Below are 15,270 nucleotides of genomic sequence, written 5' to 3' on the forward strand. Positions count from 1 at the left end.
TCATCGTTGCCATGTAGCTTTTCAAATCAAAGCCTGATTATACTTTGCATCCTTCATGGTGTTATTTTCAACATTAGTGGCAAACGAATCAAATGGACTCAACCCTTCTTACTGCGTTTTTCCAGCACGGCACTATACGTGATGTCGAATGTTTATTCCCCGATATCTCAGGCTATCCAAGGGGGAAGCTCATGCCAGCCCGAAGCTTTGCTCAGGGGGCTGAGTTACGTATTGCCCAAGCGATTTCGATGCAGGCGATTACTGGGGAATATTCCTACGATCCTATTTTCCCAGATGCCGACCCTGATCTCCTATTAGTCCCCGATTACAGTACCCTAAAAATGATCCCTTGGAGCACAGTGCCGCGCGCATTTGCCATCCATGACTGTGTGTTGCTCGATGGCAATTTATGCCCATTTGCGCCGCGTTCTATTTTAAAAAATGTGTTGGCCCGTTACCAAGCCCTTGGGTTAACGCCCGTGGTGGCCCCTGAGATTGAGTTTTATCTGACTGAAGCCAATACCGATCCGCGTGCGCCGTATCAGGCGCCCATTTCAAAAAGTGGCCGAGCTGAAAACGGTCAATCTGCGTTTAGCATGAATATGCTCAATGAACTCGCGCCATTTTGGGATGAGTTTAATGCCGCCATCGATGCGATTGGGATCAAAGGAGATACTTGGATCCATGAGATGGGGCTATCGCAATATGAAATTAACTTAGTGCATGGCGATCCGCTGGCCTTAGCAGATCAAGCTTTTATGTTTAAATACGCGGCGAAAGAAATCGCCATTAAACATGGCTTGAACGCGATTTTTATGGCGAAACCCATAGCTGGCCAACCCGGCAGTTCTATGCATTTACATCAAAGTGTCGTCGATGATAAAGGCAATAATATTTTCAGCCATGCCGATGGTAGCGACACTGAACGTTTTCACCATTACATCGGCGGATTACAGAAATATCTACCTGATTTAATGTTGTTATTCGCACCTAATATCAATTCATTCCGACGTTACATTTCCGGTAGCCAAGCGCCGATTAATTTAAGCTGGGGCGTTGATAACCGCACCACTGGCTTACGTGTGCCATTGAGTGCGCCAGTGGCGAGACGGGTAGAGAATCGTATTGCGGGCGCCGATGCTAATCCATATTTGATGATTGCGGCATCTTTGGCTGCGGGACTTGCGGGAATGGAAGATAAACTATCCCCAAGCGCGCCAGAAACCGGTAGTGCTTATGAGAGCAGCCATGACTTAGCGCAGACATTTCTCGCTGCATTAACGCAAATGCGCCAAAGTGATTCGGCAAGGCGCTTACTCGGGGATGATTTTGTCACGGGGTTTGTGTCGGTGAAGGAAATCGAGTTTCAAAGTTATTTGAGTGAGATAGGGGCTTGGGAGCGACGTTTTTTAGGGCCGCAATGCTAGTGCTTATTTTCTGAGGGGATGTTGCTGGATAACGCTTTATCCCTTGAGTGACTGACATCGCACAAATACATCCCACAAATCACACGACTAAAAAACTGCGACAAAAAAGCCAGTGCAAGCACTGGCTTTTCTTCGTCTGGAAACGAGAAGGGCGATTAAACGCGCTTCTTGAATTCGCCAGTACGAGTGTCGATTTCGATCTTGTCGCCAACTTTCACGAAGTCAGCAACACTGACTGTGCCGCCGCCAGTGATAGTCGCAGGCTTCATTACTTTACCTGAAGTATCGCCACGAGCTGAAGGCTCAGTGTAGGTTACTTCACGTACGATAGTGGTTGGCATTTCAACAGAGATAGCTTTGCCATCGTAGAAAGTCACTTGGCAAGTTTCTTCCATACCGTCAACGATATAAGCCGCTGCATCACCTAAGTTTTCAGCTTCTACGTCGTATTGGTTATATTCTGCATCCATGAATACAAACATAGGATCAGCAAAGTAAGAATAAGTACAATCAAGACGATCTAGGATGATGTCTTCTAACTTATCTTCACCTTTGAAAGTCGTTTCAGTACCAGAGTTAAGCAGTAAGTTTTTCAACTTTAACTTAACGATAGCAGCATTACGGCCAGAACGAGTTGTTTCAGTTTTCTGCACAACCCATGGGCTGCCATCTAACATGATCACGTTACCAGGACGGATTTCATGAGCAGTTTTCATTACACTATTTCCTATATTTAGATTTTTCTGTTTTCGCGCAGTATCTTAGCTGTTTTTAACGAACTGAACTAGTCGAGTAGCGAGATCTGCAGCATTTAATGCATTAATTGGCCATTGTTTAGCATGGTGCAACAAGGGCAAATTAACAGGATTAAGGTTTTGCCAGTGAAGGCTCACGGCAGATTGCTGTGCTTGGTTGAACGCAAGATTCAATTCAGACCAATAACAAGCAATTTTAGGTGGCAGATTATCGCAGTAAAGTTTGAGAAAAGCTTCTAATTTTACGAGGTGATAATCATCTTCTTGGGGATAAATGTGCCAAATGAAGGGTTTTGCGGCCCATTGGGCGCGTAAAAAGGAATCTTCACCGCGTACGATATTAAAATCGCAGCTCCAGAGCAGACGATCAAACCCCTGTTGGTCTGTCATGGGTAAAATATGCAGGGTTAAATTGCCATGGATTATCTGCTGACCCGGCACTAGCGCGGCAATATCACAGGGCAGTAACTGCGTCAGACTGTTTAAGCTGCGACCCTTGGGGATTAACGCATGAATTTTCTCTGCAGATTGCTGCCATAACTCGCATAATGCCGGCAGTGCCTCGGTCTCATAGCTAAAGATGCTAATCACAGTATCTTGAGCCTCAATCCCCCTAAGACCTAGCTGACTAAAAAGCTGTAATTTGTTAGCTGAGTTAGCTTGCCAAGCATCGCGCTCGGCAAACAAATCTTGCTCGCAGATGAGCCCACCGGTTTTTGCGCCAAAGCCCGGGAAGTAAAAATACTTCTTTAAACCATTGGCTTGTAATGAAGGCAAACCATGGCAGCCTTCGACCCAATTCTCAGCGCTTAAATACTCTAAATTCAACCAGATAGGCACAGATTTGGGATCGTTCTGATGTAAATAAACCAACTGCGCTTTTACCTGTTCGGGTAATTCACAGGCAAAGGCTTCGATGAGCACAGCTCCTGCGATAAACGCTACGGGTAAAGGCTTAGTCCAATGAATAATATTCACACCATTGAAGCTTTGAGCGGTTTTTAGTGGATCGAGTGTCGGTAATATGTGCGAGAAGCTTGCGAGGTCGTCGACCCACAAATTAACGGGAATCTGGTACTCATTAGCCATTTGTTTGGCTAAACGCCAAGTGACGCCAATATCGCCATAGTTATCGACGACGGTACAAAAGATATCCCAATGAGTGGAGCGGTGTGTGTTGGTCATGAGTGTGGTATGTCGTTATTCTTAGTTACAACAAGTAGATAGTTGAAACAAGTAGAAATATAAGCATAAAAAAAGCGGCGTTAAGGCCGCTTTAATCGAATGGTTAGCCCAATTAGTCTTCTAATTCAGCTAAGCACATTTCTTCGTAAATTTGCTTAACCCAAGCATCAACGCGTTCTTCGGTCAGTTCTGGCTGACGATCTTCATCGATACCTAAACCAATAAAGTGGTCGTCATCAACTTGACCCTTAGAGGCTTCGAAGTTGTAGCTTGCAGTTGGCCAGTGACCAATGATGATACCACCACGCGCCTGAACGATATCGCCAACCATGCCCATGGCATCAAGGAAATACTCAGCGTAGTCTTCTTGATCACCACAACCAAAAATAGCGACAAGTTTGTCAGTAAAATCAATTTGCTCTAATTCAGGGAAGAAATCATCCCAGTCACATTGCGCTTCACCGTAATACCAGGTCGGGATGCCGAACAGCAGCAAGTCATACTCTGCAATCTGTTCTTTGGTACTTTTGGCGATATCTTTCACCTCAACCATTTTTTTACCCAGTTTTTTCTGGATCATCTTGGCTACAGCTTCGGTGTTACCTGTGTCGCTACCGAAAAAAAGACCTACAGTTGCCATTGTCTATCCTTTAATGTCTAGTTCACTTATTAGGTTAATCTTGCTGGTACTCGTTCAGCACTCAACTTGTTGCTGAAGAATTAATTCGATTAACTGGCTACGGCTGATGTTACTGGCCAATGCCTGCTCATTCAAGGCGTCATACAAATCTTGTGACACCTTTAACTCTATTCGCTTTAATCCGTTGGCTTTATCGCGCTGGATTTGATTGCGTTTGTTGACCTTAAGCTGCTGGCTACGGGACAAAGGATTACTTCGTGGGCGGCCCCGGCGCTTTTCATTGGCAAAAAGGTCAATGGTGGTTCTGTCTGTCGCTTCTTTTGCCATGTTCTTATTGTTAACCGATCCCTGAGCCTTCCCAAGTGATCTGGATAATACCTTTTACAATAAACCCGGCGCAGCCGAGAAATAACACTAACCAAACAATAAATCGACCAAATTTCGGCACGTTACCTTGTTTAAGCACATCGTGGATGGCCATGCCGATAAAGAAAAATATCGAGGCAAAAAACAGGTTCAGGCCGATGGTTTCAATTTGTTCCATGTACTGAGATAACATACTTTCTTAGTCCTCGAGAGTGTTCTAAGGCCAAAAGAGGCGCGAATATATCACATCAAGATGGCGGCTACCATATGCTTTAGGTCGAGTTTGCTGCTGATTTACATTGATTGTTTGTCAATAAATTCAGACACAATCCGGTTAAAGATGGCGGGTTTCTGTGCATGTAACCAATGACCACAGCCTTCGAGGGTTTTCGCCTGCGCTGCAGGGAATTGCGCCATGATAGCGCTTCTGTGTTCTCCAGTAACATAATTTGAGTCACCGCCGCGAATAAATAGACTCGGGCCATTATAGCTTTGTACTGAATTGGGCACCTGATTGTGCCAACCAATAATGTTGGGGTAACAAGCCTTTAGACCACTTAAGTTCAGCTTCCAACGAAAGCCCGTGTCGGTACGTTGCAGGTTTTTGAGTAAAAACTGCGCCGTGGCTTCGTCGATACCTTTGTCTATTAAGTGGTTAAGGGCAAAGCGTCTGTCGGTATGACCTTCTAAGGGCAGACTTGCTAATGCGGCAAACACTAAGTCATGTCTTGGCTCATAGGCGACGGGGGCAATATCGGCTGCCACCATGCTGATAATGCGCTCTGGAAAGGCTAACGCTGTCGCCATGGCGATTTTACCGCCCATGGAGTGACCCACTATATGGGCGCGTTCAATAGCCAGTTCGTCGAGTAATGAAACCATGGCCGTGGCGAGGCGAGGGTAATCCATCTCATCCCAATGCTCACTTAAACCATGATTGGGCACATCGACACGAATAACCTGATACTGGCTTTCTAATACTTGCCCTAGGCCTTTGAGGTTATCTAGGTTGCCGAACAAGCCGTGGATCAAGAGTACTGCGGGTCCTTGGCCTGTAGAAACAAAGTTCATGGTGATTCCTGTTGGATATGTTTAGCTTAACGTGGCGCGAATTGTGCCCTTAATGCCGTTGGCTTGACAAGTCAGTTGCTACTTTGGCGTGTATGCAGCGATGAACTTGGGCGCTTTTTCGGCAATTGTCGATTATCTGCTAGTTTGCTGTGCTATTTCACGCATTTTTAGAATAATGGCGCTTTATCAGATTGATAGACATGGATACACTGGTAACCGATCGCAATGATCTGCCCCGATCGCTGTGGTACACTTTTTTCGGTTAAGCCTGTCGAATAACAAAGGATAATTAAGGTTATGAAATATATCGAAGTTGATGAAGAGCTCTATCGTCATATTGCCAGCAAAACAGAACGTATTGGTGAGAGCGCCTCTGACATTCTTCGTCGATTACTCGGCCTGTCCGTCGATGCGGTCGAACCACCTCAGCCTTTGGCGATAAGCCAACCAAGTTTAGAGGCTGAGCCGATTCAAGCTGCACCTGCTGTGAATGACTTTAGTCGCTTAGTCGATGAACATCTGTTATCGCAACAAAAAGGCGCGGTAGGGCGTTTCCTCTTTTTGCTCGAAAGTCTGTATCAATTAGCCCCAGAGCAGTTCTCGCAAATTCTGCAGATCCAAGGGCGCGATCGTTTGTATTTTGCCCGTTCGAAAGAGCAATTACTGGAAGCGAGTGCCTCGGCGAATCCTAAAGAAATCGGTACCAGTGGTTTTTGGGTGACGAGCAATAACAATACCGCCAAGAAACGCACCATTTTATCCGAAGTCTTAGTGCAATTTGGCTGTGATGCAACGGTTGCAGCTGGCATAGCCGAGCGCGTTTAATCCGCTATTGAGCTAAGTTTAATCATTGTTTTTATTTGTAATTGAGTGCAGGAGAGCCATAGGTGGCAATACATCAAAGGGCAGGACAAATCGCTAATCAGACGGATCTGGTCAATATTCCAAAACTGATGAGCCACTATTACAGCATCACGCCAAATATGGATGACGTACAACAACGCGTTACCTTTGGCACTTCTGGGCACAGAGGCTGCGCTTTTAATGGCAGTTTTAACCAACAACACATTTGGGCGATTACCCAAGCTGTGGTGGATTATCGCCAATCGGTGAATATCAATGGGCCGTTGATCCTCGGGATTGACACCCATGCGTTATCCTACGCCGCTTATTTATCGGCCATTGAAGTGCTGGCGGCAAATAAAGTCACTGTGCATATCCAGCAGAATGATGGTTTCACGCCAACGCCTGTGGTGTCCCATGGAGTGATTTGCGCCAATCGCGAAGCAAATATCACAGGTGCGCCTCTTTCCGATGGTTTGATTATCACGCCTTCCCACAATCCGCCTCAAGATGGCGGGATCAAATACAATCCACCCCATGGTGGACCGGCCGAAGGTAATATCACGGCTTGGATTGAGTCGCGTGCCAATGATTACTTACGCCAAGCGTTAGCTGGCGTGCAAAAATTAGCGTATGCCGAAGCGCTGGCCTCAGGCTATGTCAACGCCATTGATTTGGTAACGCCCTATGTGGCTGATTTAGAAAATGTTATCGATATGCAGGCGATTGCCAACGCTAAGCTGCGTATCGGTGTTGACCCGCTCGGTGGTTCAGGGATTTTCTACTGGGCACCGATTGCCGCGCGTTATGGGCTCGATATCACCTTAGTCAATGATAAAGTTGACCCAAGCTTTAGCTTTATGCCGCTGGATAAAGACGGCAAAATCCGCATGGATTGCTCGTCTACCTATGCGATGGCAGGGTTACTCGCCCATAAAGAATCCTTTGATTTATGCCTTGGCAATGATCCTGACTATGACCGCCACGGCATTGTCTGCCCTGGTACAGGCTTGATGGACCCTAATCACTACCTTGCGGTCGCTATCGATTATTTACTGACGCACAGACCGGATTGGAGCGATAGCTTAGCCATAGGTAAAACCTTAGTATCGAGTGCGCTTATCGATAAAATCTGTGCTTTCCATGGCAAAAAGTTACTCGAAGTGCCTGTGGGTTTTAAGTGGTTTGTTGATGGTTTAGCCGAAGCCACCATCGCCTTTGGCGGTGAAGAGAGCGCTGGCGCGGCGTTTTTGCGCCGTGATGGCACTACGTGGTGTACAGATAAAGACGGCTTTATTCTAGGGTTACTTGCCGCAGAAATTCTTGCGGTGACAGGTAAAACTCCAGGTCAACGCCATCAAGAGCTAGTAAAACAATTTGGCCAAAGCTTTTACAAGCGTATCGATAGCCCAATCAGTCTTGAAAACAAGGCCAAATTTGCGTTATTAAATGCTGAAACCTTAAATGCCACAGTGCTTGCGGGTGAGGCAATCGAAAACGTGTTAACCCATGCACCGGGCAATAATGCTGCCATTGGTGGCATTAAAGTGACTACGGCGAATGGTTGGTTTGCGGCGCGTCCATCGGGCACGGAAGCGTTATTTAAAATCTACGGCGAGAGTTTTATCAGTGAGCAGCATTTAGCTGAAATTATCAAAGATGCGCAGGCATTAATTGATAAGGCGCTGAACGCTTAATGCAGCAGTAGGTTTATAAAGTATTAAAAACAAACGCACTCAGTTTTGAGTGCGTTTTTGTTTGTGTCTAATGCCAGTTATGAGTATTAAACTCATGCTGATTTGACTGTATTTAGTACTCGATATGACAACTCGGTAAGTTATTTTTATCAATGTAATTTTGGTGATATTCCTCTGCCACATGGAACTGTTGCAATGGCACTATTTCAGTCACGATATGGCGTAATCCCCAACGACCTGAGCGGGCAAAAGCTAATTTTGAGGCTTCTGCTGCGGCTTTTTGTTCACTGTCATGGAAGAAAATCGTGCTGCGGTATTGAGTGCCTATATCTCCACCTTGCATGTTCAGGCTGGTTGGATTGTGGTTTTTCCAAAATACCTCGAGCAAGTCTTCATAACTGACCAAGGCAGGGTCAAATTCCACTTGTACCACTTCGGCGTGGCCCGTTTTGCCTTTTTTGACTTCTTCATAGGTGGTCGCGCTATTATTGCCGCCCATATAGCCGCAGGTGGCATTCGATACGCCATTCACTTGTCTAAAAAAATACTCTACGCCCCAGAAACAGCCGGCACCAAAGGTTGCTAACGCCATAATTAAATCCAATAGAAGTCTAGATGGCTAAGGATTGTGATAAAACTCGCGCGCAAAAGCAAGCCTCTAGCAGGAATATTTATGCAGGACGATTTTTCGATAAGATGATTGGAAATTTACACTCGGCATAGCAAAGCGCCGCGTTGATCTTATTCCGTTCAAAACTGGGTCCTATGGCGATAAATGTCTGAGAACAGCATTAAAAACATGTGTTAGTATTGAAGCCGCTTTTTAAGGTGCGAGTAAGCCTAACCGCGGTGAGATGAATGCTTGAGTGGTTATTGCTATCTGCACTGATGCTATTGCGCCGTTACTGTTACACACCATTATAAGGAGAATTCTGTGTTACAAGCTCTGTTAGATTCAAAGGATTTTTTAGCGCTCACCTTAGCCCATCCTGAACAGTTCGATGGCGAGTTTTCATTTAGCTTAGGCGACCATACCCAAGTTGAAGTGTGGGATACTGGCGTTATCGTTTTTGAGCCCGCCCAGAATGAAGGAAAAGATGTTGTCCTTTCTTGCGGTGTTCACGGTAACGAGACCGCGCCCATTGAACTCTGCAATGGCTTAATTAAGCAGCTTTTACAGCAAAAGATCATCGCGAAACAGCGCACTTTATTCCTGATTGGTAATCCATTAGCGATTAATAACGGCACGCGGATTATCGATGAGAACATGAATCGTCTGTTTAGTGGTGAGCATTCCAATCCTCCGGGATTAGTCAATCCTGAGCGAGTGCGCGCCAAAAAACTCGAAGCCTATGTGGACCGTTTTTATACCGCGGTTGCAGATGGTCGTCAGCGCATTCATTATGATCTGCACACGGCGATGCGCGCCTCGAAGCATGAAAAGTTCGCTATCTATCCCTATCGTCCAGGGCGTGCCTTTAGCGGCGAGCAAATCATGTTTTTAGCCGCAAGCGGCGTCGATACGGTTCTTTTTCACCACGAACCGACCACGACCTTTAGCTATTTTTCCTCCGAACACTACGGCGCCGATGCCTTTACCATTGAGCTTGGCAAAGTCTATCCCATGGGGCAGAACGACATGACGCGTTTTATCGCGACCCATGAAATGTTTATGCGCTTGATCACCGCTAAGCCGTTGGAGTTGGATGCATTTGATGCCGATAAGGTTAACTTGTACCAAGTGTGCCGGGTCATCAATAAACATTTCGATGATTTTGAATTTACCTTCGCAACCGATGTCGAAAACTTCAGATCTTTCCCGAAAGGTTTTGTATTAGCGCGGGAAGGTGGGCAAGAAATTAAAGTGGAACATGAGTTTGAGTCTGTCGTGTTCCCTAATGCCAAAGTGCCTATTGGCAATCGCACTGTGATTTGCCTGATCCCTGCGGTGAATGCGGACGTGCGTTAGGCTTGTAAAGCAATATATACATGCGAGGCAGGGATAACTTGTAGTTTGAGCTATGCCAATGGTTGATAGGTAGTTTACGTTAACGTAATGTTCGTCGGGCATATTCGTATAAACAGACGCATCAAAACGCTTTGGTGCGTAATGAGATAACAAGAGCACAATATGAGCAAAGCAACACTCAACACTGATACAGTGCACCGTGTCGGCTTCTTGGATAAGGCATCGCTACACATTCCTATCCTTCGAATTCTACAAGCCGACGGCACCACTTATGAAACCGCGGTTTTGCCTGTGATAGATGAAACCTTAGCCACTAAAATTTACGATACCTGCGTGTTCACTCGGGTACTTGATGAACGTATGTTAGGTGCCCAGCGCCAAGGGCGCATCAGCTTTTATATGACCTGTACGGGTGAAGAAGCGGCGATTGTCGGCAGTGTAGCCGCACTCGATCAAGAAGACGTTATCCTCGCGCAATACCGTGAGCATGCGGCGCTGCGTTATCGCGGTTTTACCACTGAACAGTTTATGAATCAGATGTTCAGTAACGAGAAAGATCTCGGTAAAGGTCGCCAAATGCCTATTCACTACGGTAGTGCAGCATTGCATTATCAAACGATTTCTTCACCCCTTGCGACACAAATCCCGCAGGCGACGGGTGTGGGCTACAGCTTAAAAATGCAAGGTAAGCGCAAAGTCGCGGTTTGCTATTTTGGCGAAGGCGCTGCATCGGAAGGGGACTTCCATGCCGGTCTAAACATGGCCGCAGTATTGAAGTGTCCAGTGATTTTCTTCTGTCGTAACAATGGCTACGCCATTTCAACCCCAACTGAAGAGCAGTTTGCCGGTAACGGTATTGCGAGTCGCGGTGTGGGTTATGGCATGCACACTATTCGTGTTGACGGCAATGACATGCTGGCCGTGTTAGCGGCAACCCAGCAAGCCCGCGCCTATGCGATTGAGCATAATGCGCCTGTGCTGATTGAAGCCATGACTTACCGTCTCGGTGCACATTCATCATCAGACGATCCATCAGGTTATCGCTCGAAAGATGAAGAAGCCAAGTGGCAGCAACACGATCCGGTTAAACGCTTCAAATTATGGCTTATCAACAAAGGTTGGTTAGCTGAAGCGGATGATGTGAAACTGCATGAGAAATATCGTGAAGAAGTATTGGCTGCGGTAAAAGTGGCTGAAAAAATTCCTGTGCCTATGCTGGATGAAATTATTGAAGATGTGTACGACAAGCCGACGCCAGTGCTGAGAAAGCAACTTGCCGAGCTTAAAGAACATATCAAAAAATATCCGCAAGCCTATCCAAAAAGTGCAGGGAGACTATAAGCCGTGGCTGAAATGAATATGTTACAGGCCGTCAATGAGGCCTTGTCGATCGCCATGCAAGCCGATGAGCGCATGGTGGTTTTTGGTGAAGATGTGGGTCACTTTGGTGGGGTATTTCGCGCCACTTCCGGTCTTCAAGAAAAATTCGGCCGCGATCGCTGCTTTAATACCCCGCTGACAGAGCAAGGTATTGCCGGTTTTGCCAATGGTTTAGCCTCAAATGGCATGACTGCTGTGGCTGAAATCCAATTCGCCGATTATATCTTTCCTGCGTTCGATCAAATCGTCAACGAGTCGGCTAAATTCCGTTACCGTAGCGGTAATGAGTTCGATGTCGGTGGGTTAGTGTTCCGTACGCCCTATGGCGGCGGTATCGCTGGCGGCCATTATCACTCGCAATCACCCGAAGCTTATTTTACCCAGACACCGGGATTAAAAGTAGTGGTGCCACGTAACCCAGAGCAAGCCAAAGGCCTGCTATTGGCGTCAATTCGTGACAAAAACCCAGTGATCTTCTTTGAGCCTAAGCGTTTATATCGCGCATCGGTTGGCGAAGTGCCAGCGGGCGATTATGAAATTGAACTGGGCAAGGCTGAAGTGGTTCGCGAAGGTAAAGACATCACCTTAGTGGCGTGGGGCGCGCAAATGGAAATCCTTGAAAAAGCCGCCGACATGGCCGCTAGAGAAGGGATCTCCTGCGAAATTATTGATTTACGCACCTTGTCACCTTGGGATATCGATACCGTTGCCGATTCAGTTAAAAAGACAGGACGTTTGCTGGTTAACCATGAAGCACCATTAACTGGTGGTTTTGCCGGTGAAATTGCCGCGACAATCCAGCAAGAATGCTTCTTGTATCTCGAGTCGCCCATCAGCCGCGTTTGTGGTTTAGATACCCCGTACCCACTCATTCATGAAAAAGAATACATGCCTGATGCGTTCAAAACGTTTGAAGCCATCAAAGCATCAGTGACCTTCTAGGAGTCCGGTATGATTAAAGATTTTATTTTGCCGGATATTGGCGAAGGTGTAGTGGAGTGTGAATTGGTTGAATGGTTGGTCAAAGAAGGCGACACAGTCGTTGAAGATCAGCCGATTGCCGATGTCATGACAGACAAAGCCCTAGTGCAAATCCCTGCGCCATTTGCGGGCGTGGTTACTAAGCTGTATTACGCTAAGGGCGATATTGCGAAAGTGCATGCGCCGCTCTATGCCGTACAAATTGAAGGTGCCGTTGAAATCGCAGGTGAAGAATCTGCGACTGAACCTGCTGCGACGACTGCAAAAGTGACGGAGCCTGTGGCGGCAACAACTGCCAATACGTCATCCAGTTCATCCGTCAGCATTGAAGAATTCTTACTACCGGATATCGGCGAAGGCATTGTTGAATGTGAACTCGTTGAATGGTTAGTGAGTGAAGGTGATTGGGTTGAGGAAGATCAACCGATTGCCGACGTAATGACAGATAAAGCGCTGGTGCAAATTCCTGCCATTAAAGCGGGTAAAATTGCCAAACTGCATTATCGCAAAGGTCAGCTAGCTAAAGTACATGCGCCTTTATTTGCCATTGAAGTTGAGCATGCGGCATCTGTACCTGCGGCGACAACAAATACTGATACTGTGGTCAATGCGGCACCGGCAGCGCAGATTATGAGTGCAGAACCTGCTCGTCAAGGTAAAGCCTTGGCCAGCCCTGCGGTTCGTCGCATGGCGCGGTCGTTAGATATCGATTTGAGCCAAGTACCTGGCACAGGAAAGCACGGCCGTGTGTACAAGGAAGACATCACTCGTTTCCAACAAGGCGCGAGCAATGTTTCTGCTCCAAGTACGACTCAGGTAAAAGAGGCGCCAGCTCAAGCGACGCAAGCATCTCAAACCCAAGTTCCAACATCGACAGTGACTCAACGCGCTGACACGGTTGAGCCTATTCGCGGCGTAAAAGCTGTGATGGCACGCATGATGGTTGAGTCGGTGTCGAGCATTCCGCACTTTACCTATTGCGAAGAGTTTGATTTAACAGGCTTAGTTGCACTGCGTGAAAGCATGAAAGTGAAGTATTCGTCCGATGAAGTGAAGCTGACCATGATGCCTTTCTTCATGAAGTCGATGTCGCTCGCGTTAAGTCAGTTCCCTGTGATGAATAGCCAAGTGAATGCTGATTGCACTGAGCTGACTTACAAGGCGCGCCACAATATCGGCATGGCGGTGGATTCTAAAGTCGGTCTCTTGGTGCCAAACATCAAAGATGTGCAGGACAAGAGCATTTTAGAAGTGGCGGCAGAAATCACCCGCCTGACCCAAGCAGCCCGCAGTGGCCGCGTGGCGCCAGCGGATCTGAAAGACGGCACGATTTCAATCTCTAACATTGGCGCCTTAGGTGGCACAGTGGCGACGCCTATTATCAACAAACCTGAAGTGGCGATTGTGGCCTTAGGTAAGTTGCAGACCTTGCCGCGTTTTAATGCGAAAGGGGAAGTCGAAGCCCGCCAAATCATGCAAGTGAGCTGGTCTGGCGACCACAGAGTGATCGATGGCGGTACCATTGCTCGCTTCTGTAATCTGTGGAAACAATATCTGGAGCAGCCGCAAGAGATGTTATTGGCCATGCGCTAAGCCGCTGGCACGCAGATTTGACAGTAAAAGGACGCTTTAGAGCGTCCTTTTTTATTTGCTTTGCACAAATGGGTTAATCTTTTGATCCCGATTACGTATAATTCCCGGACGTAGTTATCCTGATGGATGTGTTATGAGTCAGTTTGCCCCCAGCCCATTTGCTCCAACAATAGAAACCATTGATTACCCGTTTCCGCCTAAGCCAGTTCCTTTGTCCGATGCGCAAAAAGCCGATTACAAGGCGCGTATCAAACAACTGCTCATTGAAAAAGATGCCGTTCTGGTTGCCCACTATTATACCGATCCTGAAATCCAAGCCCTTGCCGAAGAAACCGGCGGCTGCGTTTCAGACTCCTTAGAAATGGCGCGCTTTGGCCGCGATCACCCAGCAAAAACCTTAATCGTTGCTGGGGTCAAGTTTATGGGCGAAACCGCCAAGATTTTAAGCCCAGAAAAAACCATTTTAATGCCGACCTTAGAAGCCACTTGTTCATTGGACTTAGGTTGTCCAATCGATAAGTTCAGCGCTTTCTGCGACGCCCACCCAGATCATACTGTGGTGGTTTACGCCAATACCTCGGCTGCGGTTAAAGCGCGCGCCGATTGGGTGGTGACCTCTAGTATTGCCCTCGAAATCGTTGAGCACTTGGACAGCGAAGGTAAAAAGATCATTTGGGGACCAGACCGTCATTTAGGCAGTTATATTGCTAAACAGACGGGCGCCGACATGTTGATGTGGCAGGGCGATTGTATCGTTCACGACGAGTTTAAATCGAACGCGCTGCGCGATATGAAAAGCGTTTATCCAGATGCGGCTATCCTTGTGCACCCTGAGTCACCAGCCAGTGTGGTGGCAATGGCCGATGCCGTTGGCTCGACCAGTCAATTGATCAAAGCGGCGCAGACTATGCCGAATGAGCGTTTTATTGTGGCAACCGATCGCGGCATCTTCTATAAAATGCAGCAGGCGGCGCCAGGTAAAATCTTAATCGAAGCGCCAACAGGCGGAAATGGCGCAACCTGTAAGAGTTGCGCTCACTGTCCTTGGATGGCGATGAACGGTCTACAGGCGATTGAAGCATCACTCGCCGACAGCGATAAAACCACCCATGAGATTTTTGTGGATGAAGACTTAAGAGTTAAAGCGCTGATCCCGCTGACGCGCATGTTGGATTTTGCTAAGACACTGAATATGAAAGTGAAGGGTAATGCCTAAACATGGCTAAGTCCCTTCTTTAGCTGTTCTCCAGTGTCATAAAAATCCCCGCCATAGAGTGGGGATTTTTTATGGCTGGAATTTAAGGCAATAAAAAGCCCCGCAAATGCGAGGCTTGATTGAGTAACGCAGGATCTAGTGACTAGA

At 47.1% G+C, this 15,270-nt stretch carries 15 protein-coding genes; 8 read left to right on the top strand and 7 right to left on the bottom strand.

What is annotated here, in order from left to right; translation table 11 throughout:
• The first annotated feature begins 92 nt into the window (after positions 1-92).
• Entirely contained in the window at positions 93-1,427 is a 1,335-nt protein-coding gene (locus tag NE536_RS01885; RefSeq protein WP_342455066.1) for a glutamine synthetase family protein, read from the top strand.
• Positions 1,428-1,582: 155 nt separating this feature from the next.
• On the opposite strand, the gene efp is transcribed toward NE536_RS01885, so the two are convergent.
• From efp to NE536_RS01915, 6 genes are all read right to left on the bottom strand, one after another.
• The gene (gene efp / locus NE536_RS01890; RefSeq protein ID WP_106650444.1) at positions 1,583-2,143 is read right to left on the bottom strand and encodes an elongation factor P; all 561 of its coding nucleotides are present in this window, start codon (positions 2,141-2,143) and stop codon (positions 1,583-1,585) included.
• Between the two features lie 45 nt (positions 2,144-2,188).
• Positions 2,189-3,367, bottom strand: coding sequence for an elongation factor P maturation arginine rhamnosyltransferase EarP (earP, locus tag NE536_RS01895; protein WP_261271623.1), 1,179 nt, complete (start codon positions 3,365-3,367; stop codon positions 2,189-2,191).
• Positions 3,368-3,479: 112 nt separating this feature from the next.
• A complete protein-coding gene (gene fldA / locus NE536_RS01900; RefSeq protein ID WP_006081576.1) occupies positions 3,480-4,007 on the bottom strand; it encodes a flavodoxin FldA in 528 nt (175 codons plus the stop codon).
• Between the two features lie 54 nt (positions 4,008-4,061).
• Entirely contained in the window at positions 4,062-4,334 is a 273-nt protein-coding gene (ybfE, locus tag NE536_RS01905; protein ID WP_006081577.1) for a LexA regulated protein, read from the bottom strand.
• Between the two features lie 10 nt (positions 4,335-4,344).
• The gene (locus NE536_RS01910; RefSeq protein WP_006081578.1) at positions 4,345-4,566 is read right to left on the bottom strand and encodes a DUF2788 domain-containing protein; all 222 of its coding nucleotides are present in this window, start codon (positions 4,564-4,566) and stop codon (positions 4,345-4,347) included.
• Between the two features lie 101 nt (positions 4,567-4,667).
• Entirely contained in the window at positions 4,668-5,444 is a 777-nt protein-coding gene (locus NE536_RS01915) for an alpha/beta fold hydrolase (RefSeq protein WP_261271624.1), read from the bottom strand.
• A gap of 297 nt (positions 5,445-5,741) precedes the next feature.
• Between NE536_RS01915 and seqA the strand changes: the two genes are divergently transcribed.
• Positions 5,742-6,269, top strand: a complete 528-nt coding sequence (gene seqA, locus NE536_RS01920) for a replication initiation negative regulator SeqA (RefSeq protein ID WP_259521703.1) — start codon at positions 5,742-5,744, stop codon at positions 6,267-6,269.
• 62 nt (positions 6,270-6,331) lie between these two features.
• Positions 6,332-7,984, top strand: a complete 1,653-nt coding sequence (pgm, locus tag NE536_RS01925) for a phosphoglucomutase (alpha-D-glucose-1,6-bisphosphate-dependent) (protein WP_261271625.1) — start codon at positions 6,332-6,334, stop codon at positions 7,982-7,984.
• Between the two features lie 112 nt (positions 7,985-8,096).
• On the opposite strand, the gene msrA is transcribed toward pgm, so the two are convergent.
• Complete coding sequence (msrA, locus tag NE536_RS01930) at positions 8,097-8,576, bottom strand: peptide-methionine (S)-S-oxide reductase MsrA (protein ID WP_012587710.1); 480 nt, start codon at positions 8,574-8,576, stop codon at positions 8,097-8,099.
• A gap of 342 nt (positions 8,577-8,918) precedes the next feature.
• Between msrA and astE the strand changes: the two genes are divergently transcribed.
• The 5 genes from astE to nadA all read left to right on the top strand — a co-directional run bounded on the left by astE (position 8,919) and on the right by nadA (position 15,123).
• Positions 8,919-9,953 carry a succinylglutamate desuccinylase gene (gene astE / locus NE536_RS01935; protein WP_261271626.1) on the top strand — a complete coding sequence of 345 codons (1,035 nt, stop codon included), beginning with the start codon at positions 8,919-8,921 and terminating at the stop codon, positions 9,951-9,953.
• A gap of 162 nt (positions 9,954-10,115) precedes the next feature.
• Positions 10,116-11,294, top strand: coding sequence for a thiamine pyrophosphate-dependent dehydrogenase E1 component subunit alpha (locus NE536_RS01940; RefSeq protein ID WP_261271627.1), 1,179 nt, complete (start codon positions 10,116-10,118; stop codon positions 11,292-11,294).
• A 3-nt stretch (positions 11,295-11,297) separates the two neighbouring features.
• Positions 11,298-12,275, top strand: a complete 978-nt coding sequence (locus tag NE536_RS01945) for an alpha-ketoacid dehydrogenase subunit beta (protein ID WP_261271628.1) — start codon at positions 11,298-11,300, stop codon at positions 12,273-12,275.
• Positions 12,276-12,284: 9 nt separating this feature from the next.
• Positions 12,285-13,907, top strand: a complete 1,623-nt coding sequence (locus NE536_RS01950; protein ID WP_261271629.1) for a dihydrolipoyllysine-residue acetyltransferase — start codon at positions 12,285-12,287, stop codon at positions 13,905-13,907.
• A gap of 133 nt (positions 13,908-14,040) precedes the next feature.
• Entirely contained in the window at positions 14,041-15,123 is a 1,083-nt protein-coding gene (gene nadA, locus NE536_RS01955; RefSeq protein ID WP_261271630.1) for a quinolinate synthase NadA, read from the top strand.
• The last annotated feature ends 147 nt before the right edge of the window (positions 15,124-15,270 follow it).

The sequence above is a fragment of the Shewanella septentrionalis genome, from assembly GCF_025370265.1.
Taxonomy (GTDB): Bacteria; Pseudomonadota; Gammaproteobacteria; order Enterobacterales; family Shewanellaceae; genus Shewanella; species Shewanella hafniensis.

Bases quoted from the DNA above. Each gene is read 5' to 3' on its own strand.
- nadA (WP_261271630.1), top strand. From the start codon at position 14,041: ATGAGTCAGTTTGCCCCCAGCCCATTTGCTCCAACAATAGAAACCATT.
- NE536_RS01940 (WP_261271627.1), top strand. From the start codon at position 10,116: ATGAGCAAAGCAACACTCAACACTGATACAGTGCACCGTGTCGGCTTC.
- msrA (WP_012587710.1), bottom strand. From the start codon at position 8,576: ATGGCGTTAGCAACCTTTGGTGCCGGCTGTTTCTGGGGCGTAGAGTAT.
- NE536_RS01885 (WP_342455066.1), top strand. From the start codon at position 93: ATGGACTCAACCCTTCTTACTGCGTTTTTCCAGCACGGCACTATACGT.
- ybfE (WP_006081577.1), bottom strand. From the start codon at position 4,334: ATGGCAAAAGAAGCGACAGACAGAACCACCATTGACCTTTTTGCCAAT.
- seqA (WP_259521703.1), top strand. From the start codon at position 5,742: ATGAAATATATCGAAGTTGATGAAGAGCTCTATCGTCATATTGCCAGC.
- efp (WP_106650444.1), bottom strand. From the start codon at position 2,143: ATGAAAACTGCTCATGAAATCCGTCCTGGTAACGTGATCATGTTAGAT.
- earP (WP_261271623.1), bottom strand. From the start codon at position 3,367: ATGACCAACACACACCGCTCCACTCATTGGGATATCTTTTGTACCGTC.
- fldA (WP_006081576.1), bottom strand. From the start codon at position 4,007: ATGGCAACTGTAGGTCTTTTTTTCGGTAGCGACACAGGTAACACCGAA.
- NE536_RS01950 (WP_261271629.1), top strand. From the start codon at position 12,285: ATGATTAAAGATTTTATTTTGCCGGATATTGGCGAAGGTGTAGTGGAG.
- NE536_RS01910 (WP_006081578.1), bottom strand. From the start codon at position 4,566: ATGTTATCTCAGTACATGGAACAAATTGAAACCATCGGCCTGAACCTG.
- NE536_RS01915 (WP_261271624.1), bottom strand. From the start codon at position 5,444: ATGAACTTTGTTTCTACAGGCCAAGGACCCGCAGTACTCTTGATCCAC.